Source organism: Micromonospora sp. CPM1, assembly GCF_023896895.1.
Classification (GTDB): domain Bacteria; phylum Actinomycetota; class Actinomycetes; order Mycobacteriales; family Micromonosporaceae; genus Micromonospora; species Micromonospora tulbaghiae.
Genome location: NZ_JAMHIU010000024.1, coordinates 46,564 through 71,947, shown reverse-complemented (window position 1 = coordinate 71,947; position 25,384 = coordinate 46,564). Strand labels below are relative to the sequence as shown.

Here is a 25,384-nt window from a genome sequence, read left to right as displayed (position 1 = left end):
CGGCCCGGGGCCCGCGGCCTTGGGAGGACCGATGACCCCCGCCGACCGGCTCGCGCTGCGCGCCGTGTCCTTCGCCGGGTGGTGGACACCGACGTTGGCGGTGCTCGCCGTGGTGGAGGCCGCGGCCGAACTGGCGCTCCCCGCCGTCCTGGGGCGCGCCGTGGACGCCGTGGTCGGCTCCGCGCCGCAGTCGTCGTCCGGCCGGTGGATCGCGTTGGTCGCCGCGCTGGTGCTGGTGCTCATCGGCACGCGGGCGGCCAGTGACTTCGGCAGCGGCGTGGCCGGGGCCCGCTCGGTGGCCTCACTGCGGCACGCCCTGATCCGGCACCTCTTCGCGCTCGATCCGCGCACCGCGGCCCGCCGGCCGGTGGGCGACCTGGTCGGCCGGCTGGTCGGGCAGGTCGCCGACGCCGGGCAGGCCGCGCCGACGGTCGTCCTGGCCGGCAGCGTGCTGCTGCCACCGCTGGGCAGCCTGGTCGCGCTCACCCTGATCGACCCCTGGCTCGGCCTGACCTTCGTGGTGGGACTGCTGCTCCTGGCACTGCTGTTGCGGCGCTTCGTCAGCGAGGCGTCGGACGCGGTCGCCGGCTACCAGCGGGCGCAGGGGGATCTGGCCGGGCGGCTCGTCGAGGCGCTCGCCGGCGCGCGGACGATCGCCGCCGCCGGCACCGCCGAGCGGGAGGTCGACCGGGTGCTCGCTCCGCTGCCGCAGCTGCACCGCCACGGCGTACGCACCTGGCGGGTGCTGGCCGGGGCGTCCGCCCGGGGCGCGCTGCTGAACCCGTTGCTGCAACTGGCGGTCGTGGCGGTCGGCGGGTGGTCGCTGGCGGCCGGGCGGCTGACCCCCGGGGAACTGCTCGCCGCCCTCCAGTACGCGGCGATCGGCGCCGGGCTGGGCGCCGCGATCGCCGCTGTCAACACCGCCGTGCGGGTACGCGCCGGCTGCGCCCGGGCCGCCGAGATCCTCGACGAACCGGCCCGCCGGTACGGTGCCCGGGACCTGCCGCCCGGGTCAGGGCGGCTGGATCTGTGCGGGGTGCAGGTCCGCGGTGACGACGGCCGGCCGCTGCTCGACCGGGTCGACCTGCGGGTGCCGGGCGGGACGCTGCTCGCCGTCGTCGGCCCGTCCGGTGCCGGCAAGTCCCTGCTCGCGGCAGTGGCCGGCCGGCTGCGGGACCCGGACGCCGGCGAGGTACGCCTGGACGGTGTGCCGCTGCGCCAGTTGACGCCGGCGGCGCTGGGCCGGGCGGTCGGCTACGGCTTCGAGCGACCGGTGCTGGTGGGGGAGACCGTCGGCGCGGCGGTCGGCTGCGGCGCCGACCCGGTGCCGCTGACCCGCGCGGCCCAGGTCCACGACGTCGTGCGGCTGCTGCCCGAGCGATACCGCACCCCGCTGGCCGGGCTGGCCCTCTCCGGCGGGGAGCGGCAGCGCCTCGGCCTGGCCCGCGCGTTGCGGGCCGAGCGGCTGCTGATCCTCGACGACGCGACGTCCAGCCTGGACACGGTCACCGAGCACAAGGTGGTGGGCGCGCTCACCGGCCCGGACGACCGGCGTACCCGGGTGGTGGTGAGCCACCGGGTCGGCACCGCGGCCCGCGCGGACCTGGTGGCCTGGGTGGAGGGCGGCCGGGTGCGGGCGGTGGCCCCGCACGAGGTGCTCTGGGCCGATCCGGCCTACCGGGCGGTGTTCCGGTCGTGACCTCGGTGGGCGCGACCGTCCGCGCCGCGCTGTCGGCGCGGCGTGGGCCGCTGCTGCGCCTGGCCGGCTGGTCGCTGGCCGAGGCGCTGCCGGCGGCGTTGACCGGCCTGCTGACCGCCCGTGCCGTGGACGACGGCTTCCTGGCCGGCCGGCCAGGCGTCGGGCTGCTCTGGCTGGGGCTGCTGGCGGTCGCGGTGCTCGTCGGCGCGCTCGGCACCCGGCAGGCGTACGGGCTGCTGGGCGAGGTGGTGGAGCCGTTCCGCGACGACCTCCTGCGGCGGGTGGTGGCGGGGGCGCTGGCCGGCGCGACGGACGGTCGGGCCGACGACGCGGCAGTGACCCGGTTGACCCACCAGGTGGAGATGGTCCGGGACACCTGGGCCGGCCTGATGATGGTGGTCCGGGGCTTCGTGTTCGCCGCCGGGGCCGCCGTGGTCGGCCTCTTCTCCCTGGCCGCCCCGGTCGCGCTGCTGGTGGCCGGGCCGGTGCTGGCCGGTCTCCTGCTCTTCGCGGCGGCGCTGCCGGCGATGGTCGCCCGCCAGCGCGAGTACGTCCTGGCCGGTGAGCGGCTCGGCCGGGACGCGATCGTGGCGGTGGCCGGCCACCGTGACGTCACGGTGAGCGGGTCCGGGGACCGGGTCGTCGGCTGGCTCGGGGGTCACGTCGACGCGCAGGCCCGGGTGGAGCGGCGCCTGGCCGTCATGGCTGCCGCGCGGAGCCTGAGCCTGGCCGTCGGTGGCTGGCTCCCGGTGCCGCTGCTGCTGCTGGCCGGCCCGTGGCTGCTGCGGCAGGGCCTCGGGCCGGGGGCGCTGCTCGGGGCGCTGGTCTACGTCGTGCGTGGCATCCAGCCGGCGCTGCACACGCTGTTCCAGGGGGTGGCCGCCGGCGGCCTCCGCTTCGTGGTCACCCTGGACCGGCTGCTGCGCACGTGCGTACCCCCGCCGGGGTCGGAGGGCGCGGCGGTCGCGTCGCCGCGCGACCCGGCCGCACCCGCGCTGTCGCTACGGGCGGTGACCTTCCGGTACGGGCCGCACGCCGAGCCGGTGCTGGACGGCTTCGACCTGACCGTGCCGGCCGGCGATCACCTGGCGATCGTCGGTGCGAGCGGAATCGGCAAGTCCACTCTCGCCGGTTTGATGGCCGGGGTGCTGCGTCCGGAGTCGGGCTCGGTCCACGTGTCGGGGACGTCGACCGCCGAGGCGGGCGCCGCCGAGCTGGCGGCCCACCGGGTGCTGATCCCGCAGGAGGCGTACGCGTTCACCGGCACGGTCCGGGACAATCTTCGCTATCTGCGGCCCGGCCTCGACGACGCGGCCGTCCTCCGGGCGGCGGACCGGTTGGGGCTGGCCGACCTGCTGGCCCGGCTCGGCGGCCTCGACGCGACGCTGCGGGCGGCCGACCTGTCCGCCGGGGAGCGCCAGCAGGTGGCCCTGCTCCGCGCCTGGCTCTCGCCGGCGCCGCTGGTCATCCTCGACGAGGCGACCTGCCATCTGGACCCCGCCACCGAGGCGCGCCTGGAAGCGGCCTTCGCCGCCCGACCCGGCACCCTCGTAGTGATCGCGCACCGCATCAGCTCGGCGGCACGTGCCCGCCGGGTGCTGCTGCTCGACGGCGGGCACGCCCATCTGGACAGTCACCGGGGACTGCTGGCCGTCTCGGCGGCCTACCGGGAGCTGGTGGGCCACTGGGCGGGCGGCGGGTCAGATCCAGCCGGACTCGCGGGCGAGCCGCACGGCTTCCAGGCGGGTCCGCGCCCCGGTCTTCGCCATGACGTGGGACAGGTGGTTGCGGACCGTTCCGGGTGAGACGCCCAGCTTCTGGGCGATCTCCCGCACCGGGAGGCCCTCGGCCGCGACGTCGAGCACCTCCCGCTCGCGTGGGGTCAGCGGATCGTCGGCGACGTCGAGCGCGGCGACAACCAGGTCCGGGTCGAGCACCGGCTGACCGCCGGCGACCTGCCGGACCCCGTCGGCGATCCGCTCCGGTGGCACGTCGCGGTCGAGGAAGCCGATCCACCCGTGATGCTCGGCGAGTACCGCCCGCATCCGTGCGGCGTGACGCCGGTCCACCAGCACCAGCACCCGGCCGCCGTGGTTGTCGTCGGCCGCGGCCGCGAGCGGGGCCAACCGCTCCACCGGTACGACGTCGACGTCCACGACGACGACGTCCGGGCGCTCCTGCAGGAGCGCGGCGTGGACGGCGTCGGCGGTGTCCGCCTCAGCGACGACATCGATGTCGCCCTGTGCGGACAGCAGGTGGGCGAGCGCCCCGCGGACCAGCCGTCCCTCGAGGGCGAGCAGCGTGCGGACCATCTCGACTCCCAGCCACGGCCCCCCGCCTTCCTGACGTAACGTAAACATGCGATAACGAGCCGTCAGGAATCTTAGGGAAATCACTGTCTCGGCGACACCCGCCCGCGCGTGTCGTCAGATCCAGCCGGCGTCCTGCGCGCGCTGCACCGCTTCCCACCGGTTCCGCCCGCCGGTCTTGCGCAACAGGCTGGACACGTGGTTGCGGACCGTGCCCGGGGCGAGGTGCAGCAGCGCGGCGATCTCCCGGCTCGGCAGGCCCTTCGCGGCGACGGCGGCAACCTCACGTTCCCGGTCGGTGAGCGGGTTGACCACGGTGTCGAGGGCGGCGAGCGCGGTCACCGGGTCGGTGGTGCGGCGTCCCTCGGCGACCGCCCGCAGCCGGGCGAGCATCTCCTCCGGCGGTACGTCCTTGGCGACGACCGCGCGGGCGCGCAGCCGCAGCGCCGACCGCAGCATCCGGGCCGTCGGCCGGTCCGTCAGCACCACGACCGCGCAGTCCGGCACCGCGGCGCGCAGCGCCGGCACCACTGTCGACATCTCGTTCTCGGCGGTGAGGTCGACCAGGACGAGATCGGGGTGGGAACCGGCGAGGCGGCACATGTCGTCGGGGTCGGCGGCGCACTCCCGCACCACCTCGAAGTCGGCTGCCGCCGCGACCACTCCGGCCACGAGCGTGCGACACAGCCCCGGTTTGCCGAGCACGGCCACCCGAACCGCCGCGGCGGATCCGTGTGGAGTATCACTCACGGGACCACTGTGCCCGAGGCGGACGGCACCGGTAACCCTACTCGGCCGTATGGTCGCGGTGTTCCCGTCATGTGGGCGGAGGCCCCGTCGCCCGGGTCGGAGTGTCCGGGATGGACGGAACCTGGGCTCGTCAGTGGGGGAGGGCGGTGGACAGGCGGCGGACCGCCTCGTCCATCTGCTGTGGAGGGGTGGCGGCATAGGTGAGGCGCAGGTGCGGGGCGGGGGGTTCGGCGGCGTACCAGGGGCGGCCGGGGAAGACGGTGACGCCGGCCGCGGCGGCTGCCGCTGTCACCGCTACGTCGTCGGTGCCGTCGGGCAGCCGTACCCACAGGTGCAGGCCACCGCGCGGGACGTCGCGCGGGGCCAGCGACGGCAGGTGCCGGTCCAGCGCGGCGAGCAGCGCCTCCCGGCGGGCCCGCAGTTGTACGCGCAGCGTGCGGCGGTGCCGGTCCCAGGCCGGCGCGGTGAGGAACTCCACGGCGGCCTGTTGCAGCGGCCCGGCGACGAAGAGGTCGTCGAGCAGCCGGGCGGCCCGCAGCCGTGCCCCGGCCGGTCCCCGCGCGCCGATCGCGGCGATCCGCAGGCCGGGTGCTGTGGACTTGGTGAGTGAACGCAGGTAGACGACGTGCCCGTCCGGGTCGTCGGCGGCCAGGGGTGGCGGTGCCTCGCCGTCGACGGTGAGGTCGCGGGCGTAGTCGTCCTCGACCAGGAACGCTCCGGCCTCGCGGACCGCGTCGGCGACCTGGGCGTGCCGGGCGGGGGAGAGCGTCGCGCCGTGCGGATTGGCGTAGAGCGGCTGGCAGTAGAACAGGCGGGCGCCGGTACGGGCGAACGCGGCGGCGAGCTGGTCGGGGCGTACCCCGTCGGTGTCGGCGGGGACGGGCACCACCCGCAGCCCGGCGGCGCGCGCGGCGGCGAGCGCGCCCAGGTAGGTGGGGGACTCGACCAGCACCGTGTCGCCGGGCGTGGTGAGCGCCCGCAGCGTCGAGGAGAGCGCCGCCTGGCCGCCCGGGCAGATCACCATGTCCTCGGCGCGCAGGCCGCCACCCGCCTCGCGGGCGAACCAGGCACGCAGGTCGAGGCGCCCTTCGACCGGGCCGCGCTGCCAGGCGGCGGGCTGCCGGGCCGCGCGGGCGAGCGCCGCACCGAGCGCGGTAGCCGGCTGGAGGTCCGGGTCCAGGTAGCCGCCGGTCAGCGGGATCGCGCCTGCCGGCGGTAACGCCAGCAGCGCCTGCATCTCCTCCTCACCGCCCCGCCGCGAGCCCAGTGCGACCGTCTGCCACGACAGGTCCGCCCGCGGCGGGTCGGCGCGCCGGGCGGCCACGTACGCGCCGCGACCCGGCCGGGTCTCCACCAGCCCGTCCGCGACGAGCCGCCGGGTCGCCTCGGCGACTGTCACGGGGGAGACGTGATGGTGCGCGGTCAGCTCCCGTACCGACGGCAGCCGCGTGCCGGGGGCGGCGTCAGCGGCCAGCGCACCCAGATGCCGGACCACACGGTCGATAGCGCTACCATCGTTCATGACGGCACAGAGTAGCGCTACTGCGCGCACGACGGTAACGGTGAGACCGGGCGCCGGGATCGCCCTCGGCGCGCTGGGTGTGCTGGCCTTCAGCATGTCGCTGCCGGCCACCCGCGTCGCGGTGCACACACTCGACCCGTGGTTCGTCGCGTTCGGACGGGCGGTCGGCGCGGCGCTGCTCGCGTGGGGCTACCTGCGGCTGACCGGCGCGCCGCGCCCCACCCGGGACCAGTGGCGACGGCTGTCGATCGTCGCGCTCGGCGTCGTGGTCGGCTTCCCGCTGTTCACCTCGCTGGCGCTCACCACGCAGACGTCGGCACACGGCGCGGTGGTCGTCACGGTGCTGCCCGCCATGACCGCCGTGTTCGCGGTGCTGCGGGCCGGCGAACGGCCGCCGCCGCTGTTCTGGATCGCCAGCGCCGCCGGTCTGGCGCTGGTGCTCGCCTTCCTCGCCGCCGGCGGCTCGATGCGCGGCGCGCTGTCCGCGGCCGACGTGTTCCTGCTCGCCGCCGTGGTGCTCTGCGGCCTCGGGTACGCCGAGGGCGGCAGACTGGCCCGCGAACTCGGCGGCGCCCGCACGATCTGCTGGGCGTTGCTGCTGTCGCTCCCGGTCACCGTGCCGGTCACGGCGGTGGCCGCTCTCGTCCACCCTCCGCAGGGCGGCGTCGCCAACTGGGCCGGGTTCGGCTACCTCACAGTGGTGTCGATGTTCCTCGGCTTCTTCGCCTGGTACGCCGGGCTGGCCCGGGGCGGCATCGCCAAGGTCGGCCAGATCCAGCTCGTCCAGCCGGTGCTCACGCTGATCTGGTCGGCAGTGCTGCTGGGCGAGGCGGTCACGCCCGGCGCGCTGGTGGTGGCGGGGGCGGTGCTCGCCTGCGTCGTGCTCATCCAGCGCACCCGGGGCGGCGCCACACCGGCGCGCGCCCCGGGCGGGCCGTCCTCAGCGGACCGGCTCGCCCCGAGCGGGGCGTCCTCAGCAGGGCGCGATGGTGCCGGTCACGCCGGAGACGTACGCGTGGCTGATGAAGTGTCCTGACGCGAGGCGGTTCCACTGGGTGGTGGTCCGGTACGGGCCGCTCACCGACTGGCCGACGACCGAGCACTCGATCGGCACGTTGGCGTAGGTGGCCGCCAAGCCGACGACGGGGTTGCTCGTGCTGGGGCCGGACCGGATGTTGAGCGGGCCGCTGCCGATCCGGCCCCGGGTGCCGGTGCCGGTCCAGAGGTAGGCGACGTCGACCCAGGCGTTGTCGGTCAGCAGCAGGCCGTCCCAGAACGTGCCGTCGGCGAGGTCGATGCCGGCCGGGCTGCCCACCGTGCGCCCGAACTGGTCCCGGCCGCCGTTGTAGCCGCTCTGGTACGCGGCCTGGGCCTCGGGCCGGCCCTGCGGCAGGTCCTTCCACATCTCCCGGGTGCTGCTGGGGTTCCAGTAGTCGTCCCTGGTGTTCCACGGTCCGATGTCCCAGACCGGCGCGTACTCGCAGCGACTGCGGGTGGTGGTGCAGACCCGCACGGCGTAGTCGCCGGTGTTCTTCGGCGCGAGGCCGCGGGCCGACGGCAGCGCGACGAAGTGGTCCCGCGAGACGATCACGTGCCCGTTGGCGGTGGTGCCGCCGACCAGGCCCTCGCGGGTGGCGTACACCCGGTAGGTGAGGCCCGGGGTGGCGGCCGTGACGGCGGCGACCGAGTCGGCGACGAGCCGTACCGTGCGCAGGGTGGGCGTGGCGGACGGCCGTTCGGCGGTGAGCGCCACCCGGATCTGCACCCGGGTGACGGGCTGGTCGAAGACGGCCTCGCCGGACACGGACCGCCACTCGGTCCACGCGCCCGACCGCCAGCCGCGCGCCGCCACCTCGACGGCGCCGCCCCGGCCGGTTGTCGCGGCGATGTCGGCCCGGACCCGGTTGGCCGGCACGGCGAGCGGGTGGGGCGCGGTGACGAGCATGCCCTCGGCCGCCTGCCGGCGCTGGGCGGCCGGTCGGCTCGCCGCGCCGGCGAGGCGCAGTCCGGCGCCGGACCAGCGGACGTTGACGTCGTCGGAGTCGACGACCGTGAGGTCGGCGTTCCACGTGTTGCCGGTGACAGCCGGTTCCGCCAGGGGAGCGGCGGGCGCCGGCGAGACGGCCAGGACGGCGGCGATCGCGCCGGCGACCGCCGCCAGCGGGCGGCTCGTGCGGGGGTGGTGCATGGGCGCTCCTCGTGAGGGCATGAAGTAGACGAACTTCGATCTCTGGGTGACGTGCAGGCAACCATCGATCACGCACCCCGTCAAGACGCCGCCCCGCGCGCCCGGACGCCCCGAACAGTGCAAAAAACCTGCAAACGCCAGCTCTTGCCTTCCTGGAAAGCGCTTTCATACGATTGCGTTACATCGATGTTTCATGTGCGATCCGGGCATCGCAGATGAACGACATTCGCCGGCGACGCGCCTGATCGCGTCGCGGCTCCTCATTATTCCCATTCGGTGACTGCCGCTGCTCGGCGGCAATTCCCGCATGCTCGAAAAAGGAATGAGGCGACATGAGAAGACCAGTCGCGCTGCGACTCCACGCGGCACTGGCCACGGCGGTCGTGGGAATCGCCGTCGCCGTGGTGCTGCCGTCCCCGCAGGCGTCGGCGGCGGCCGGCAGCGCCACCGGCTACGCCACCCAGAACGGCGGCACCACCGGCGGCGCGGGCGGGCAGACCGTACGCGCCACCACCGGCACCGCCATCCACGCCGCGCTGTGCGGCCGGGCCAGCAGCAGCACCCCGATCATCATCGAGGTGACCGGGACCATCAACCACGGCAACACCAGCAAGGTCTCCGGATCGAGCTGCAACACCGCCGACGGCGTGATCGAGCTGAAGCAGATCAGCAACGTCACCATCATCGGCGTGGGCAGCGGCGCCGTCTTCGACCAGCTCGGCATCCACATCCGCGACTCCCGCAACATCATCATCCGCAACGTGACGGTGCGGAACGTCAAGAAGTCCGGCTCGCCCACCTCCAACGGCGGCGACGCGATCGGCATGGAGAGCAGCGTCCGCAACGTGTGGGTCGACCACGTCACGCTGGAGGCGTCCGGCGGGGAGTCCGAGGGCTACGACGGCCTGTTCGACATGAAGGACGACACCCAGTACGTGACGCTGTCGTACAGCATCCTGCGCAACTCCGGCCGCGGCGGCCTCATCGGGTCCAGCGAGAGCGACCGCGGCAACGGCTACATCACGTTCGAGCACAACCTGTACGAGAACATCGACTCCCGTACGCCGCTGCTGCGCGGCGGCATCGCCCACATGTTCAACAACCACTACAACGGGCTGCACGAGTCGGGCATCAACTCCCGGGCCGGCGCGCGGGCCAAGGTGGACAACAACTACTTCCGCAACTCCAAGGACGTGCTCGGCACGTTCTACACCAGCGAGCGCGGCACCTGGCAGGTCAGCGGCAACATCTTCGACAACGTGACCTGGTCCTCGCCCGGCAGCGACAACTACCCGGCGGGTCCGAACGTGACCTCGACGACCACCGTGAGCGTCCCGTACTCGTACCGGCTCGACGCGGCGAGCTGCGTGCCGGACATCGTGCGGCAGACGGCGGGCGCCAACACCGGCCTGCGGGTCTCCGACGGCAACTGCACGCCGCAGTCTCCGGCGCCGACCACGCCGGGGCCGACCACGCCCGCACCCACCACGCCGCCGCCCGGGACGACCACCCCGCCGCCGTCCGGCGGGACCAACCTGAGCCTCGTCTCCGGCGCCGGCGCGGACGGGTCCAGCAAGGCCGACGGCACCAGCTACGGCAACGTGCGCGACGGCAACCTGAGCACGTACTGGTCGCCGTCCGGATCGACCGGCACCGTCTCGATCAAGTGGGGCTCGGCCACCACCGTGTCCCGCGTGGTCATCCGCGAGCCGTCGGGCACCTCGGGTTCGATCGGGTCGTGGCAGCTCGTCAACAACGACACCGGCGCGGTGCTCGCCTCCGGCAGCGGGGCCGGCCAGATCACGTTCGGCGCGACCTCGCTGAAGAAGATCAACTTCAAGATCAACAGCTCCGGCGGTACGCCGAGAGTCGGCGAGTTCGAGACGTACGCCAGTTAGCAGTCACACACGAGCGGGGGCGGCCGATCCGGCCGCCCCCGCCCTCGTGCGTGTCCCCGGTCAGAGGGTGAGCACGACCGTGGAGATGCTCCGCGCGCCGACGTTCACCGTCACCTGGTTGCCGTTCACGCCCACCGGCTGGCTCGCCGCGCTGGCGTTCTGCGACGTGGCCACGTACTCCGCCCGGCTCACGTTCTGCGGCGCCTGGATGACCGCGTTGTTCACCGCGCTGGTCGAGCGGTTGAGGATCACCAGCGTGACCTTCCCGTCGCCGGAGTAGGCGGTCACCTCCAGCGGCGACGCCTTCGAGCTCTTGGTCAGGGCGACCCGCTGGTAGCCGGGCCGCACGTACTTCGCGTACTGCGAGAACGCGTACCCCCGCTTGAGCGGCGCCCCCGCCACGGTGCCGTACGCGGACTCCCCGTCACCGATGAACGAGTAGTAGCGCTTGCCGTACCACCAGACGTACGCGCTCCAGTTCGACTCCATCGACTTGTGCACGGTGCGCATGATGTCGTCGAGCGTCTCGTTCCAGACCGTGGCGTTGGCCGGGTTGCCCCAGATGTTGGAGCCGCCGCCGTCGGCCTCGTGCAGGTTCCACTCGGTCATCCACACCGGCTTGTTGTACTGCTGCGCCAGCGTGTACGGCTTCAGCCGGCCGGACGCCTCGGTGCCGTACAGGTGACCGCCGATGTAGCCGATGTTGTTGCGGGCCGCCGCGTCGTTGAGCGTCGGGTCGGTGTACCCGTAGTTGAGGTTCACCGCCTCGGCGACCATCAGCTTGGTGTTCTGCACCTTGGCGCCCTGCTCCCGCACGAAGGTCTGGAGTTCGGTGCCGCTCCAGTCCATCGAGTCGTAGTCCGGGTGCCAGTCCGGCTCGTTCTGCACTGACGTGACGTCGATCGTCACGCCCTGGTTGCGCATGTACTGGACGTAGCTGTTGAGGTGGCCGGCGTAGTCGTCGTAGTAGTCGGTGCGCAGCTTGCCACCGTTGATCCGGCTGTTGTTCGTCTTCCAGGCCGCCGGGGCGGTCCACGGCGACGCCATGATCTTCACGTTCGACCCGTACGACTTCGCCGTCCGCAGCGCGCTGACCTGGGTGCCCCACTCGCCGGACACCGGCGAGATGCCGGTACGCACGATGGACAGGCCGAGCTGGTTGGGACCGAGCCCGACGAGCGTCTGCGTCTCCGCCGTCGACCAGGCGCCGCCCCAGATCGACACCGCGGCGCCGAACCCGTCGATCGTCTGGTAGCGGCTGGCGGTGTTGACGGTGATGTCCGCCGCCCCGGTGGGCGGCGGGCTGCTGGGTGAGGTGGTCGGCGAACTCGTCGGGGAGGTGGACGGCGACGTGGACGGCGACGACGTCGGCGTCGTGCCGCCGGTGCAGGTCACCCCGTTGAGCGCGAAGCTGGTCGGCGCCGGGTTGCTGCTGGTCCAGGCGCCGTTGAAGCCGAACGACGTGGTGCCGTTCGTGGGGATGGACCCGTTGTAGTCGACGTTGCGGGCGCTGACCGCCGCCCCGCTCTGCGTCACCGTGGCGTTCCACGCCTGGGTTACTGTCTGACCGGCGGCGTAGGACCAGGTGAGCGTCCAGCCGTTGACCGGGTCACCGAGGTTGGTGACAGTGACGTTCGCGCCGAAGCCGCCCTGCCACTGCGACGACACGGCGTAGGTGACCGCGCAGCCGGCGGCCGCCGCCCCGGCCGGCAGCGCCGCTGCCGTCGCGGTGGAGGCCAGCAGGACGGCCCCGGCCGAAAACACCGCGGTACGGGTGGTTCTGTGCCTTCTCATGCGACCTTCTCTCCTGGACGGTCCGGCTCAGCGCTGGAGGGTGAGCAGTCCGGGGCGGTAGGGAAGGAGGCCGTAGTCGCCGCCGGAGTTGGGGGAGCGGCCCTGGTAGAGCAGTTGGAGGTTGCAGGGGTCGACGGTGAAGGTCTGGTCCGCGGTGGTGCGGATCAGTTCGCCGTGGCTGATGTCGTTGGTCCAGGTCGCGCCGCTGTTGACCTTGCCCGCGAACGGGTTGCTCTCGGTGGCGGCCTGCGGGGTCCACGAGCCGCCCAGGCTGGTGGCGGTGAACGAGCGGAAGTAGCGGCCCTGGGAGCCGATGGCCTCGACGATCATCAGGTAGCGGGTCTGGCCCTGCAGCTTGTAGACCTGCACGGCTTCGAACAGGTTGTTCGTCGAGTCCGACATGATGGTCGTGTAGTTGGAGCCGAAGCTGCCGGGGAAGTTGCTCAGCGGCATGCTGGAGCGGTAGATCTTGCCGTTGTCACCGGCGAAGAACAGGTACATGTTCTGGTCGTCGGCGATCAGCGTCTGGTCGATCGGGCCGGTACCGGAACCGGAGATGCTGCCGGTGAACAGCGGCTGCGCCGACGACCACCCGTTCGGGTTCGTCGGGTTCGTCGAGGTCCGGTACGAGAACGCGGTCGGCCCCCACTGGTAGGCCAGCACCCAGATGTTGCGCGGCGCGAAGTAGAACAACGTCGGCGCCACAGTCCCCGACGACATCGCGTTCTGCGACGCCGAAGCCATCTGCGACCAGTTCGAGAACAACCCGAAGTTCATCGACCCCCACGACGACCCGGTGTCGTGCGTGGTCGCGTACACCAGGTGCTGCCCGTTGTAGGGCACCACTGTGAAGTCCTTCAGCGACACCCAGCCCGAGCGCGGCTGCGCCAACGCGCCCGTGGACGACCACCGGTACGACGACGGCAGGCTGCACGTGTTGCCCGGCGGCGGCGTCGTGGGCGGTGCGGTGGTCGGCGGCGCCGTGGTGGGCGGCGCGGTGGTGGGCGGCGCGGTGGTGGGTGTGCCGGTCGGGCCGCCGGTCGGCGTGGTGGTGCCGCCGGTGCAGGTCACCCCGTTGAGCGCGAAGCTGGTCGGCACCGGGTTGCTGCTGGTCCAGGAGCCGTTGAAGCCGAACGACGTGGTGCCGCTCGTCGGGATGGACCCGTTGTAGTCGACGTTGCGGGCGGTGACCGCCGCTCCGCTCTGGGTCAGGCTCGTGTTCCACGACTGGGTCACCGTCTGCCCGGCGCCGAACGACCACGTCAGCGTCCAGCTCGACACCGGGTCGCCGAGGTTCGTGACGGTGACGTTGGCGCCGAAGCCGCCCTGCCACTGCGACGAGATCGCGTAGTTGACCGAGCAGCCCGCGGCGGCGGCCCCGGCGGGCAGCGCCACGGCGACCGACGCCGCCGCGAGCAGCGCGGCACCGGCCGACGCCAATATGGCATTGACTGGCCTGGATCTGGACATGGATTGACCTCCTGCGGGGGCGGCGGCTCTGGCATTGGCGGTGGCGATTGTGTTGTGAGCGTTAACAGCCGCGTCAGGGATGTTACGGGAGCGCTCCCACGCACTCAACAACCCATTTCCGCACCCACCGCACCAGCCCCCACTGACCGCGCCCACCCCCGCGCCCACCCCGCGCCCACCCCGCGCCCACCCCGCGCTCACCCCGCGCTCATCCCGCCCGTCCGCGCGCCGGGGCGCGCCCATACCCGTTGATCATGAAGTTGACCGCGCTCAATGCGGACAAATCCGCGGTCTAACTTCATGATCAACGGGGTGAGGCGGGGTGGGTGGGGTCAGGCGGGGGTGCAGGGGGTGTTCTCTGTGGTGCAGGCCGTGGGGGCGTTGTGTGAGGGGTCGGGGTCGCGGACGTCGAAGCGGATGGTGGCGGACTCGCCGCCCGGCAGCGCGCTTCCGGTGAACGTGACCACCGGGCCGTCCTGTGTGGCCTCGGCTCCGCTCACGCTGCCCACTGTGGCGCCGTCGTGCAGCGTCACGGTGACCGTCCAGGTCGGGCGTGGTGCCGGGCCGGGATTGCGCAGCACCACCTCGCCCCGGTAGCCGAAGACCCGGTCGGTGACCGTCTCGTACGTGGCGCTCAGCGGCGCCACCACCACGGTCGAGGGCGTCGGGCTCGGCGTACGGCTGGGGGTGGGTGACGGCGTCGGCGAGGGCGACGCGCTGCGGCGGCTGGCACTGGGTGTGGGCCGCGCGGTCGTGGGCCGGGCGGAGGGCGCGGCGCTGGACGGCATGACCAGCGACGTCGTGGGCGCCGGCGCGGCCGGTGCGGGCGGCTCGCCGGCGGTAGCCCACACCGTCGCCCCGGCCGCGGCGGCGATCAGCGTCACCACCCCGGCCGCCAGCAGCACACGGCGCCGCCCGGGCCGGCGCTGGTCGTCGCCGAGCAGCCGGACCACTGGTAGTTCGGCGGTCAGTCCGCCCTCGGCGCGGCGCAGGTCGACGTTCTGGAACGCCAGCCAGTCGAGGATCGCCGGGAGCCGTCCGGTCACGGCCTGCTCGTGTTGCTCGGCGCGGGCGTCGGCGTCCCAGTCGCCCTCCTCGAGCACCTCGCGCACGGACAGCCGGGTGCCGTGGGCGGTGGGGGTCAGGTCGCAGGCGAGGCGGGTGGCCCGGCCGGCCTCCCGGCAGCGGACGACCAGCCGGTCCGGCGCCCGCAGCTCGACGGTCTCCACCTCGGTGTCGCCGTCGTAGCCGGGCAGCGCGGCGGTGGCCAGGATCCACCGGTCGGACCCGGGCGCGCTGTCGGCGAACCACTTGGCCAGCAGCGCGCGTTCCGTGAGCGCCCGCCAGATCCGGGCGGGCGGGTGGAACAGGTCGACCTCGGTGACGATCTCGATCACGCGGAGACTCTAGGGCCTGTGTCAAGGTCGGTGCGGGGCGCCGTCGCCGCCGTCGCGCCAGCGGGCCCGCCAGGCGGCCTCGCTCTCCTCGGCGCTGGCCTTCTCCTCGTGCATCAGCCGGCGCAACGCGACCCGGGAATCGGCGAAGATCACCAGCTCGGCCGCCACCAGGGCCACGCAGATCGCGGTGAGCAGTCCCAGCGCGCCGAGCGCCGGCAGGTGCCGGCCGACCGGCAGCGCCGCGGCGAGCAGGGCCAGGGCCCCGACCCGGGTCCAGGACAGCGTCCCCAGCGCCCGCCACTGGAACGCGATGTTGGCGGCGAGATAGACGAGCACGCCACCGAAGAGCAGTGGCACCGCCGGCCCGTGGCCGCGCTCCATCGGGCCGCCCGCCGGGTCGGTGACGATCCGGACCAGTTCCTCGGCGCCGATCGCGAACAGGATCACCCCGGCGATCATCGGCAGGTAGAGGTAGGCGTACGCGTCGCGGGCCAGCGTCACCCGCGCGTGGCCCTGGGCGGCGTGCAGCGCGATCCGGGCGGCCGGGCCGATCATGTCGAAGTGCGCCCACCAGAGCGCCGCGGTGAACAGGATGCCGAAGATCGCCGCCGGGATCGCCGGCCAGGTCACGGCCTGGCCGAGCAGGTTGCCGCCGACGCCGACCGAGATGACCGACTCGCCGAGCGCGATGATCAGGATCAGGTCGTACCGTTCGGTCCAGTGCTCGGCCGAGGTGATCTTCCAGCCGTCGGTGCCGGCCAGCAGGCCGCTGCTGTACTGGATGGCCACCACCGCGATCCACAGCCCGTCGCGCAGCCACGGGCCGACCTCCGGCGGTACGCGCGGCGGCAGCAGCGCCGCCACCAGCAGCAGGGTGGCGGTGACCAGCGCCTCGGGCAGGAACAGCCGCAGCTTGCGCCGGGCCGGCGGATCGTCGCCGGTGGCGTACCAGTACAGCGCGGTGTGCACGACCCGGATCACCACGTAGCTGATCGTGACCAGGATCGGCCCGGCGCTGCCCTTGTCCAGGTCGCCGAAGGTCTGCGGCAGCGCGAGCGCGAACGTGAACAGCGCGATCATGCCGACCACCATGAGGATCGGCACGAAGCCCTCGCCGAGGCGCAGCCGGGCGGCGACCGCGCTGTGCACCACCCAGCACCACCAGAGCACGGCGAGCACCAGCAGCGCGTGCAGCAGCTGCCGCGGGGTCACGTTCGCGGCGGTGGCGCGCGTGATGATGAAGAAGGACACCACGAAGACGAGGTCGAAGAAGATCTCGAACCGGTCGACCCGGGTGGCGGGGGCGACGCCGGTCGCCGGCCCGAGCCCCTTGCGCCACCGGTCGCCACCCACCGGGCGAGTGTGTCAGCCCAGGTCAGACGGGGTGCCGCTTTCGCCGGCCATTCCACCGCTCCGACGGGGGAGCGGCGAGCCGGTGCCCGCTCAGCCGGCAGTCGGTGCGGCTTGGGCGAGCACGTCGCGCAGCACGTCGCGCAGCGACCGCCCCGGGTGCTCCAGCCACTCGTGCGCCGCGATCCGCAGGGACGCGAGGAACGTCGCGGCGACGATCCGGGCCCGCAGCGCCGCGTCGGGTCCGGTCAGCCGGCGGGTCAGCTCCGCGGCCATCTCCCGCTCCAGGGCCGCGTACGCTCCGACCTGGTGGGCGGCCAGGCTCGGGTGGCCGTGCAGCCGGCGGCGCCGGTTGAGCCACGGCTCGGCCGGGTCGTCGTAGCCGTCTTCGGCCTGGACCAGGGCGGCCCGGGTCAGCGCCGCCCACGGCGACAGCTCGGCCGGTTGTTCCGCGACGAGCGTGAGGAGCCGGCGCAGCCGCACCGTGTCGCCGTGGAAGAGGGCCTCCTCCTTGCCGCCGAAGTAGTTGGAGAACGTCCGCCGGGAGACGTTCGCGGCGTCGGCGATCGCCTCGACGGTGATCCGGTCCGGGCCGTGCTCGACGGCGAGGGACAGCGCCGCCTCGTGCAGCGCCAGGCGGGTGGCCGCCTTCTTCCGCTCCCGCAGCCCGGTGCACTCCTCCATGGGCCAAGCGTAGGTGACCCATTTCTCAATGGGCAAACTTGCCGACCGGGCAAGGTTTAGTGTTGATTGCTTGAGGCAACGAAGCGGCCACCCCCGTATCGACACACCTGGAGGACGCGCGCATGAGCGCACCCACCACGACGGCTGAGGCCGCCCCCATGAGCAAGCGGAAGACGCTGGAGGCGCTCAGCGGTCTGCTGCTGGTGCTCTTCGTGGCCATGCTGAGCAGCACCGTCGTCTCGACGGCCCTGCCGAAGATCATCGGAGCGCTCAACGGCTCGCAGACGCAGTACACCTGGGTGGTCACCGCCACCCTGCTCACCGCCACCGCGACCACCCCGATCTGGGGCAAGCTGGCCGACCTGTTCAACAAGAAGCTGCTGATCCAGATCGCCATCGTGGTGTTCCTGGTCGGGTCCGTCGCGGCCGGCTTCGCGCAGAGCGCCGGGCAGCTCATCGGCGCCCGCGCGTTCCAGGGCATCGGCGTCGGCGGCCTCCAGGCGCTCGTGCAGGTCGCCATCGCGGCCATGATCCCGCCGCGTGAGCGCGGCCGCTACAACGGCTACCTGGGTGGCGTCATGGCGCTGGCCACGGTCGGCGGCCCGCTGCTGGGCGGCCTGATCGTGGACACCTCCTGGCTCGGCTGGCGCTGGTGCTTCTTCGTCGGCGTACCGGTCGCGGCCGCCGCGCTGTTCCTGCTCCAGATCACCCTGAACCTGCCCACCGTGCGCCGCGCCAACGTCAAGATCGACTACCTGGGCGCCACGCTCATCGCCGCCGGCGTCAGCGTGCTGCTGATCTGGATCTCGTTCGTCGACGACTCGTTCGCCTGGCTCTCCTGGCAGACCGGCGCCATGGTCGGCGGCTCGGTGCTGCTGCTCGCGCTCGCCGTCTGGGTGGAGGCACGGGCCGCCGAGCCGGTGGTGCCGCTGCACATCGTCCGCGAGCGCACCACCGCCCTGGCGATCCTGGGCAGCCTCGCGGTCGGCATGGCCATGTTCGGCGGCGCGGTCTTCCTCGGCCAGTACTTCCAGATCGGCCGCGGCTACAGCCCGACCGAGGCCGGCCTGCTCACCATCCCGATGATGGCCGGCGTGCTGATCTCCTCGATCGTGACCGGCCGGATGATCACCACCACCGGGAAGATCAAGCCCTACATCGTCTTCGGGGCGGTCCTGCTGGTCATCGGGTTCGCCATGCTCGGCACCATCGACCACGAGACCTCGCTGGTCTTCGTCGGCCTCGCGATGTTCATCGTCGGCGTCGGCGTCGGCATGACCATGCAGAACCTGGTGCTCGCCGTGCAGAACACGGTCGCGCTCAAGGACATCGGCGCGGCCAGCGCCAGCGTCGCGTTCTTCCGCTCGCTCGGCGGCACCATCGGCGTGTCGGTGCTCGGCGCGGTGCTGGCCCGCCGGGTCACCGACCGGATCACACACGACCTCGCCGCGGCCGGCATCCCCACCTCCGGCGGAGGCGGCGGCAGCACGCTCAACCTCGACGCGCTGCCCGAGCCGGTCCGGCAGATCGTGCGGGCCGCGTACGGGGACGCAACGGGGCACATCTTCCTGATCTCGGCCGCCATCGCGGTGGTGGGTATCGTTGCGGCGCTGCTGCTGCGCCCGGTCACCCTGCGTTCCAGCCTCGACCTGCCGGACACCGGCCGTTCGGTGGCAGTGGGGGCGGACGCCGTCGACGGCGCGCCCGCCTTCGACGAGGTGAGCGTGGACTCGGCCGGCCGGGAGGAACGCGCCCGCCGCTGAGCCCGTACCCCCAGGGCCGTCGCCGACCCCGGCGGCGGCCCTGGTCCATGCGGGGACGAACCGAAGGAGGAGCCGTGGACGCCACGCGGACCGCGCCCGCCCGCCTCGCCACATGGCAGCGGGCCGCGCGCGAGCTGGCGCTCGTCGCCGTGCTCTTCCTGGCCTACAAGGCGGGCCGGCAGGTGGTCGCCGGGCACGCCGACGTGGCACTGGCCAACGGCGAGTGGGTCTGGCGGCTGGAGCGACTGCTGCGCCTGCCCGACGAGACGCTCGTGCAGGGGCCGCTGCTGTCGCACGAGCTGCTGGTGCGGCTGGCCAACTCCTACTACGCCTACGTGCACTTCCCAGCCACCGTGCTCTGCCTGGTCTGGCTGTGGCTGCGCCGCCCGGCCCACTACGTGCGGCTGCGGCGGGCCCTGGCGGCGCTCACAGCGGTGGCGCTCGTGCTGCACGTGTGCGTCCCGCTCGCGCCGCCGCGGCTGACCGAGCTCACCGGGATGGTCGACACCGGCACCCGGTTCGGCCCGAGCGTCTACGGGCCGCCCGACACCGACCAGCTCAGCAACCAGTACGCGGCCATGCCGTCGCTGCACGTGGGCTGGGCGCTGGCGATCGCGCTGGCGCTGATGGCGGTCACCACCGGGCGGCTGCGCCGGCTCTGGCTGCTCCATCCGCTGGCGACAGCGCTCGTGGTGGTGGTCACCGGCAACCACTACTGGCTCGACGGTGCCGTCGCGGTGGCGCTGCTCGTGGCGATCCTGGCCGTGCTGCCGCGGCCCGCGCCGGACCCGCCCGCGCCGGACCCGCCCGTGCCGGTCTCGCCGGCCGGACCGGTGCGCCCGCACGTGGTGCCGGCGCCGCGCCGGGCCGGCCACCGCCGGAACCCGAAGGTCCCGGCGGCGGCCGACGTGCGGCTGCGGCCACCCGGCCGGGGCTGACCGCCGCTCAGCGCAGCGTGCAGACAGTGCCGTTGAGGCGGAACGCCGCCGGCGGCACGTTCGGCCCGCTGTACGCGCCGACGAAGCCCACTGTCGTGCTCCCGCCGTCGGCGGCGAGCCGCCGGTTGTCGGCGGTGGGCGTCACCCGGACGTCGCGGCCCTGCTGGTCCCAGCCGGCGCTCCACCCGCTGCTCACCTGCTGCCAGCCCGTCGGCCAGGTCCAGGTCAGCGTCCAGCCGTCGACGGCCTTCGCGCCCGTGTTGATCACCTCGACGTTCGCCACGTACCCGTTGCCCCAGTCGTTGTCGGCGTCGAACCGCACCGCGCAGGAACTCTCGGCCGGGCTGCCGGTGGCGAACGTCAACGGCGGGGACGACCACGAGACCCGCCCGGCGGTGTCCCGGGCGAGCACGTTGACCGTGTAGCGGGCGCCCGGTTCGAGGTTGCCGACGGTCAGCGACGTGCCGGCGGTCTCGCCGAGCTGCTCGCTCACCGCGCCGTGCTGGCGGTGCACCTCGTACTTGGCGATCGGCGCGGCACCGGGCGTGGCCGCCAGCCAGGAGATGGTCGCCGCGCGGTCGGTCACCGCGCTCGCCGCCGGCCGGCCGGGGGCGCCGGGCCGCCCGGCCGAGCTGCCGGCCGGTCGCAGCACGAGCGTGGTGAGCGAGTACGGCGGCAGCGTCCGCGCGGTCGCGTCGCCCGAGCGGGCGGTGCTGATCCCGGTCGCGCCGTTGGCGAACGTGTGCACTGTCGGCGCCTCGTCGGCCGGGGTGAACCCGGCGTAGTCGAGCGCCACCGGGTGGGCGGTGTCCGGGTCTTTGTTGAGCAACAGGACCGCGACGCTGCCGTCCGGCCGGCGGACCGCGTGCGCGGCGACCAGCGGCTCGTCCGTCCCGGCGCGGACGAGCTGGTCACCGGGGCGGGCGAACAGGTTCATCATGGACAACGCGTGGTACGGCGCGAACGGGGTGTTGAACGCCGGCTGGCACACCTCGCCGTCGCTCGTGCAGTTGCCGCTGGACAGCAGCCCGAAGTCGCCGTAGTCGGTCTGCCCGGCCACCTCGGAGACGGTGCCGATGCCGTTGTGCACGTTCCACCACTGCACAGTGAACACGCCCTGCTCCAGCAGGCCGCTGTAGGCGTCGGCGAGGAACAGCGCGCCCGGTGCTGTGGTACGGCCGGCGTCCACGTTCAGCTCGGTGAAGCTGATTCCGATCCGGTCCGCGCCGGGGCCGGCGTACCGGGCGATCTGCTGGCGCAGCAGCCAGGCCGCGTCCGGCAGGTGGTTGGTGCGGGCCAGCGAGTCGGCCGCGCTGCCGCCCGGGTACCAGTGCACGTCCACGAAGTCGATCTTCGGACCGGCGAGGGAGAGCACCGTCTGGTTCCACGGACCCGGGTCGGACCCGGCGGTGATGCCGTCCGGCCAGTTGCCGGGCATGGTGAGCACCGCGCCGACCTTGATGCTCGGGTCGACCGCCTTCATCGCGTCGGCGTACTCGATCACCAGCCGCGCGTACTGGCTCGCGCTCTTGTCCGGGTGGTCGTCGGCCTCCCAGGCCGAGCCGTAGTGGCCGTTGCCGTAGTTCTCGTTGCCGACGGTCCACCACTTCGCGCCGTAGCCCTTGGTGACGTTGGCGTAGCGGACCCAGGCCGCCGCCTCGGCGGGCGTGCCGGTGCCGTAGTTCGCGATGATCATCGGCTCCGCGCCGACGCGGCGGGCGCCGGCCATGAACGTGTCGAAGTCGGTGTTCGGCGCGACGTAGCCGCCGGGCGCGGTGTGCGTCTCCCAGTGGTAGATGTCGGCGTACGAGCCGCCGGGGTAGCGCAGCATCTTCACGCCCGCGGCCTTGAGCAGGTCGGACGTCTCGGCGCTGCCGAGCTGCGCGTCCCAGATGGCGTGGTTGACGCCGAGCGCGGTGGCCGGGACGGTGGCCAGCCCGGCTCTGGTGTTCACGGTGACGGTGACCGGGTCCGTGGGGTCGGCGGCGGCGACCGGCCCGCCGGCGGTGCCGAGCGCGGTGGCGAGCAGCAGCAGGCCGGCCGCGAACGCAGTGGGTCTTCTCATCCGGGGATGTCCTTCGGGGGAGTGGGACGACGGGAGATGCCCGGTTCTGCGTCGTCCTCCCGGCGCCCTGACGGCGGCGGGATGCCCACGAACGACGATCGGCTCCGCGCGGCGAGCCATCGATCAGGATCATACGCCCGGAGCTGGGCGTGCAGGGCTTAATTTATAGACAGGAGTCTTTACTGTTAAGAATGTTTAATTTATGTTCGTGGCACCTTCCGATCCCCCCGAAGGAGTTGCCACCATGCGCCGAAGAATCACCCTCCCGCTGCTCACCGCCGGTGCGGTCACCGGCACGCTGGCGCTCGCCGCGCCCGCGCAGGCCCACGGCTACGTCTCCTCGCCCCCCAGCCGCCAGGCGCTCTGCGCGCAGAACCGGGTGCCCGACTGCGGGCAGATCAAGTACGAGCCGCAGAGCGTCGAAGGCCCCAAGGGCCTGCGCAGCTGCCACGCCGGCATCGCCCAGTTCGCGGTGCTCAACGACGACAGCCGCAACTGGCCGGCCACCTCGGTCGGCAGCACCGTCACGTTCACCTGGGTCAACACCGCCCGGCACGCCACCGCCAACTGGGAGTACTGGATCGGCGGCACCCGGGTCGCGGTCGTCGACGGCGGCGGCCGCCAGCCCGGCGCGACCGTGTCGCACACCGTCAACCTCGGCGGCTTCTCCGGCCGGCAGAAGCTGCTCGCCATCTGGAACATCTCCGACACCGCCAACGCGTTCTACTCCTGCGTCGACCTCCAGATCGGCGGTGGAGGCGGCAACCCGACCCCGTCGCCCACCCCGACGGCTGCGCCCACCCCGACCGCGGCGCCCACCACGCCCGCGCCCTCGCCCACGCCGACCCGGACCAGCACCCCGGCGCCGGGCGGCACCTGGACGGCCGGGCGGGCGTACCAGGTCGGTGACACGGTCACCTACGACGGCCGCAGCTACCGCTGCCGCCAGGCGCACACCGCGATCGCCGGCTGGGAGCCGCCGAACGTACCGGCGCTGTGGCAGCAGATCTGAGCCGGCGTACCCGCGCGGCGGAGCCGGCCGGTCCCCGGCTCCGCCGCGCGTCCGCCGCCGCCCGGCCGGTCGCGGTGGTGCTCGCCCTGGCGCTGGCCCTGACCGGGTGCGGCGGGCCGCCGGCCGCCGATCCGCCCCCGCCGGTCCCGTCCGCCACGGCCGCGGTCCCGTCCGGCGCGGACGCCACGACCAGCGGGATCGACGCGCTGTTCCTGGCCATGATGGTGGCGCACACCGAGCAGACGCTGGAGATCGTCGCGCTCGGCCTCGACCGCGCCACCGACCCGCGGATCCGTACGCTGATCGCCGCCGTCCGGGCCACCGAGACCGACGAGCTGGCCACCATGCGCGGATGGCTGCGCGACGCCGGCCCGTCGGCCGCCGCCGCGGCCGCCCGGCACGACCACTCCGGGCACAGCGACGCCGCCGCCGGACTGGCCCGGCTGCGGGCCGCCGCGCCCGCCGACGCCGACCGGGTGCTGCTCGACGTGCTCAGCCGGCACCAGCGCACCGCGGCCGACCTGGCCCGCGCCCAGGTCGCCGCCGGTACGAGCGAGCGGGTACGCGACCTCGCCCGCCGCATCGACCGTTCGCGTACTGCCGAGATCGACCTGATGGCCGGCCTGGGCTGAGCGACCGGCCCCACGAGGCGGCGGTGTGGGGCATGACCTTCGTCACGGTCGCGCCCGCCGGCCACGCCCCGACAAGGCTGGCGAATCGGCGCGCACCAGCCCTTTCCGCGAGCCGCCGGACCACTTGCGAGCCGGTTGCGGGGCCCGCTGCCGCCCCGCCGCGGTTCTCCCGTCGGCAAAACCGGCCGCGTCTCGTCCCAGGTCATGGCTACGCTGTCGCCCGGACGCCGCCCCGCCGCGCGTTCCGCCCGCGCTCCGCAGACGGCGCGCGGCGCCGCCACCGCCTCCCAGTGCCGGACCGGATCCAGGAGACCGTCAGTGACCCAGCAACCCGTAGCGACGTCGACGAAACTCGACGCCGCCGTACTCAAGGTGGCCGGCGTCGTCGTGCTCGGTGCGATCATGTCGATCCTCGACGTGACAGTCGTCAGCGTGGCGCTGCCGACGTTCCAGAGCGAGTTCGACGCCACGTACGCCCGCGTCGCGTGGACCATGACCGGTTACACGCTCGCGCTCGCCACGGTCATTCCGCTCAGCGGCTGGGCCGCCGACCGGTTCGGCACGAAACGCCTCTACATGGTGGCGTTGGCGCTGTTCACCATCGGCTCCGGGCTGTGCGCCACGGCCGACTCGATCGGCGAGCTGATCGCCTGGCGGGTCATCCAGGGCCTCGGCGGCGGCATGCTCATGCCGCTCGGCATGACGATCATGACCCGGGCCGCCGGCCCGCACCGCATCGGCCGCCTGATGGCCGTGCTCGGCATCCCGATGCTGCTCGGCCCGATCACCGGCCCGATCCTCGGCGGCTGGCTGATCGACGTCGCGAGCTGGCACTGGATCTTCCTGATCAACCTGCCGATCGGCGTGGTCGCCCTGGTCTACGCCCAGCTGGCGCTGCCCAAGGACAACGCGGAGCCGTCCGAGTCGTTCGACTTCCTCGGCATGCTCATGCTCTCGCCGGGTCTCGCGCTGTTCCTCTACGGCATCTCCACGCTGCCGGAGACCGGCACCGTCGCCGACACCAAGGTGTGGCTGCCGATGCTCGTCGGCGGCGCGCTCGTGGTCGCCTTCGTGCTCTACTCGTTCCGGCCCCGGCACCCGCTGCTGGACCTGCGGCTGTTCCGCAACCGCAACCTGACCATCGCCACCGTGACGATGTTCGTGTTCATCATCGCGTTCATGGGCGCGGGCCTGCTGTTCCCGAGCTACTTCCTCCAGGTGCGCGGCGAGTCCACCCTGACCGCGGGCCTGCTGATCGCGCCGCAGGGCATCGGCGCGATGCTGACCATGCCGATCGCCGGCATGCTCGCCGACCGCGTGCCGGTCGGCCGGACGGTGCCGTTCGCGCTGGTGCTCATCGCGGCCGGGTTCTTCACCTTCACCCAGCTCGGCACCGACACGTCGTACTGGCTGCTCTGCGGCTCGCTGTTCGTGATGGGCCTCGGCATGGGCGGCACGATGATGCCGATCATGACCTCGGCGCTGAAGACGCTCAGCGCGGCGGAGGTGGCGCGCGGGTCCACGCTCGTCAACATCCTCCAGCAGATCGGCGGTTCGGTGGGTGCCGCGGTCATGTCGGTCATCCTCACCAGCGAGCTGAACGGCTCGCGGCCGATCCCCGGCGTCACCGACCCGGCCACCGGCGCGCCGCTGACCGAGGCCCAGCTCGCCATCGCCTCGCAGCAGCAGCCCGAGCTGATCCAGCAGTTCCCGGTGCCGCCGTCGCTGATCGAGCGCGGGCTCGACTTCGCGGCGAACTCCTTCTCCACCACGTTCTGGGTGGCCTTCGGTCTGGTGCTGCTGACCTTCATCCCCGCGGCGTTCCTGCCCCGCCGCCGGGAACCGTCGCACCTGCTCGACGGCGACGCGGGCGACGACAAGCGTCAGGTGCCGGTCCCGATCCACTGACCGCC

General features: G+C 73.2%; 19 protein-coding genes. 9 read left to right on the top strand and 10 right to left on the bottom strand.

From position 1 onward, the window contains the following. The first annotated feature begins 31 nt into the window (after window positions 1-31). Both M8C11_RS25065 and M8C11_RS25060 read left to right on the top strand, forming a co-directional pair. The gene (locus tag M8C11_RS25065) at window positions 32-1,699 is read left to right on the top strand and encodes an ABC transporter ATP-binding protein (RefSeq protein WP_252453713.1); all 1,668 of its coding nucleotides are present in this window, start codon (window positions 32-34) and stop codon (window positions 1,697-1,699) included. Then, on the top strand, window positions 1,696-3,504 hold the full coding sequence (locus M8C11_RS25060; protein ID WP_252453711.1) for an ATP-binding cassette domain-containing protein: 1,809 nt from the start codon (window positions 1,696-1,698) through the stop codon (window positions 3,502-3,504). The genes M8C11_RS25065 and M8C11_RS25060 overlap by 4 nt, the downstream gene beginning before the upstream one ends. On the opposite strand, the gene M8C11_RS25055 is transcribed toward M8C11_RS25060, so the two are convergent. The 3 genes from M8C11_RS25055 to M8C11_RS25045 form a co-directional block, all read right to left on the bottom strand. Next, the gene (locus M8C11_RS25055) at window positions 3,400-4,011 is read right to left on the bottom strand and encodes a response regulator transcription factor (protein ID WP_252453709.1); all 612 of its coding nucleotides are present in this window, start codon (window positions 4,009-4,011) and stop codon (window positions 3,400-3,402) included. The two genes, M8C11_RS25060 and M8C11_RS25055, sit on opposite strands and share 105 nt — an antisense overlap. Before the next feature lie 114 nt (window positions 4,012-4,125). Then, a complete protein-coding gene (locus tag M8C11_RS25050; RefSeq protein ID WP_252453707.1) occupies window positions 4,126-4,758 on the bottom strand; it encodes a response regulator transcription factor in 633 nt (210 codons plus the stop codon). Window positions 4,759-4,888: 130 nt separating this feature from the next. After that, on the bottom strand, window positions 4,889-6,280 hold the full coding sequence (locus M8C11_RS25045; RefSeq protein WP_252453705.1) for a PLP-dependent aminotransferase family protein: 1,392 nt from the start codon (window positions 6,278-6,280) through the stop codon (window positions 4,889-4,891). Between the two features lie 40 nt (window positions 6,281-6,320). On the opposite strand from M8C11_RS25045, the gene M8C11_RS25040 reads away from it, so the two are divergent. Continuing rightward, entirely contained in the window at window positions 6,321-7,316 is a 996-nt protein-coding gene (locus M8C11_RS25040; RefSeq protein WP_252453702.1) for a DMT family transporter, read from the top strand. On the opposite strand, the gene M8C11_RS25035 is transcribed toward M8C11_RS25040, so the two are convergent. Next, the gene (locus tag M8C11_RS25035; RefSeq protein ID WP_252453699.1) at window positions 7,254-8,468 is read right to left on the bottom strand and encodes a hypothetical protein; all 1,215 of its coding nucleotides are present in this window, start codon (window positions 8,466-8,468) and stop codon (window positions 7,254-7,256) included. The two genes, M8C11_RS25040 and M8C11_RS25035, sit on opposite strands and share 63 nt — an antisense overlap. A 332-nt stretch (window positions 8,469-8,800) precedes the next feature. Here M8C11_RS25035 and M8C11_RS25030 point away from each other — a divergent pair, with 332 nt between their 5' ends. Further along, entirely contained in the window at window positions 8,801-10,366 is a 1,566-nt protein-coding gene (locus M8C11_RS25030) for a polysaccharide lyase family 1 protein (RefSeq protein WP_030275171.1), read from the top strand. 60 nt (window positions 10,367-10,426) lie between these two features. Here M8C11_RS25030 and M8C11_RS25025 read toward each other — a convergent pair whose 3' ends face one another. The 5 genes from M8C11_RS25025 to M8C11_RS25005 all read right to left on the bottom strand — a co-directional run bounded on the left by M8C11_RS25025 (window position 10,427) and on the right by M8C11_RS25005 (window position 17,061). Next, window positions 10,427-12,160, bottom strand: a complete 1,734-nt coding sequence (locus tag M8C11_RS25025) for a cellulose binding domain-containing protein (protein WP_252453697.1) — start codon at window positions 12,158-12,160, stop codon at window positions 10,427-10,429. Between the two features lie 27 nt (window positions 12,161-12,187). After that, a complete protein-coding gene (locus M8C11_RS25020) occupies window positions 12,188-13,630 on the bottom strand; it encodes a non-reducing end alpha-L-arabinofuranosidase family hydrolase (protein WP_252453695.1) in 1,443 nt (480 codons plus the stop codon). 332 nt (window positions 13,631-13,962) lie between these two features. Beyond that, the gene (locus M8C11_RS25015) at window positions 13,963-15,027 is read right to left on the bottom strand and encodes an SRPBCC domain-containing protein (RefSeq protein WP_252453693.1); all 1,065 of its coding nucleotides are present in this window, start codon (window positions 15,025-15,027) and stop codon (window positions 13,963-13,965) included. A 21-nt stretch (window positions 15,028-15,048) separates the two neighbouring features. Next, complete coding sequence (locus M8C11_RS25010) at window positions 15,049-16,380, bottom strand: low temperature requirement protein A (RefSeq protein WP_252453691.1); 1,332 nt, start codon at window positions 16,378-16,380, stop codon at window positions 15,049-15,051. 90 nt (window positions 16,381-16,470) lie between these two features. Next, window positions 16,471-17,061 carry a TetR/AcrR family transcriptional regulator gene (locus M8C11_RS25005; protein WP_252453689.1) on the bottom strand — a complete coding sequence of 197 codons (591 nt, stop codon included), beginning with the start codon at window positions 17,059-17,061 and terminating at the stop codon, window positions 16,471-16,473. Between the two features lie 122 nt (window positions 17,062-17,183). On the opposite strand from M8C11_RS25005, the gene M8C11_RS25000 reads away from it, so the two are divergent. Next, a complete protein-coding gene (locus tag M8C11_RS25000) occupies window positions 17,184-18,824 on the top strand; it encodes an MDR family MFS transporter (protein WP_252453687.1) in 1,641 nt (546 codons plus the stop codon). Window positions 18,825-18,898: 74 nt separating this feature from the next. Beyond that, complete coding sequence (locus M8C11_RS24995; protein ID WP_252453685.1) at window positions 18,899-19,762, top strand: phosphatase PAP2 family protein; 864 nt, start codon at window positions 18,899-18,901, stop codon at window positions 19,760-19,762. Window positions 19,763-19,769: 7 nt separating this feature from the next. Here the strand turns inward: M8C11_RS24995 and M8C11_RS24990 are convergent, their stop codons facing one another. Next, window positions 19,770-21,827, bottom strand: coding sequence for a cellulose binding domain-containing protein (locus M8C11_RS24990; RefSeq protein ID WP_252453682.1), 2,058 nt, complete (start codon window positions 21,825-21,827; stop codon window positions 19,770-19,772). Window positions 21,828-22,071: 244 nt separating this feature from the next. Between M8C11_RS24990 and M8C11_RS24985 the strand changes: the two genes are divergently transcribed. The 3 genes from M8C11_RS24985 to M8C11_RS24975 all read left to right on the top strand — a co-directional run bounded on the left by M8C11_RS24985 (window position 22,072) and on the right by M8C11_RS24975 (window position 25,379). Then, the gene (locus M8C11_RS24985) at window positions 22,072-22,839 is read left to right on the top strand and encodes a lytic polysaccharide monooxygenase (RefSeq protein WP_252453679.1); all 768 of its coding nucleotides are present in this window, start codon (window positions 22,072-22,074) and stop codon (window positions 22,837-22,839) included. Further along, window positions 22,824-23,471, top strand: a complete 648-nt coding sequence (locus M8C11_RS24980) for a DUF305 domain-containing protein (RefSeq protein WP_252453677.1) — start codon at window positions 22,824-22,826, stop codon at window positions 23,469-23,471. The genes M8C11_RS24985 and M8C11_RS24980 overlap by 16 nt, the downstream gene beginning before the upstream one ends. A gap of 318 nt (window positions 23,472-23,789) precedes the next feature. After that, a complete protein-coding gene (locus tag M8C11_RS24975) occupies window positions 23,790-25,379 on the top strand; it encodes a DHA2 family efflux MFS transporter permease subunit (RefSeq protein ID WP_120570030.1) in 1,590 nt (529 codons plus the stop codon). Window positions 25,380-25,384: the final 5 nt, after the last annotated feature.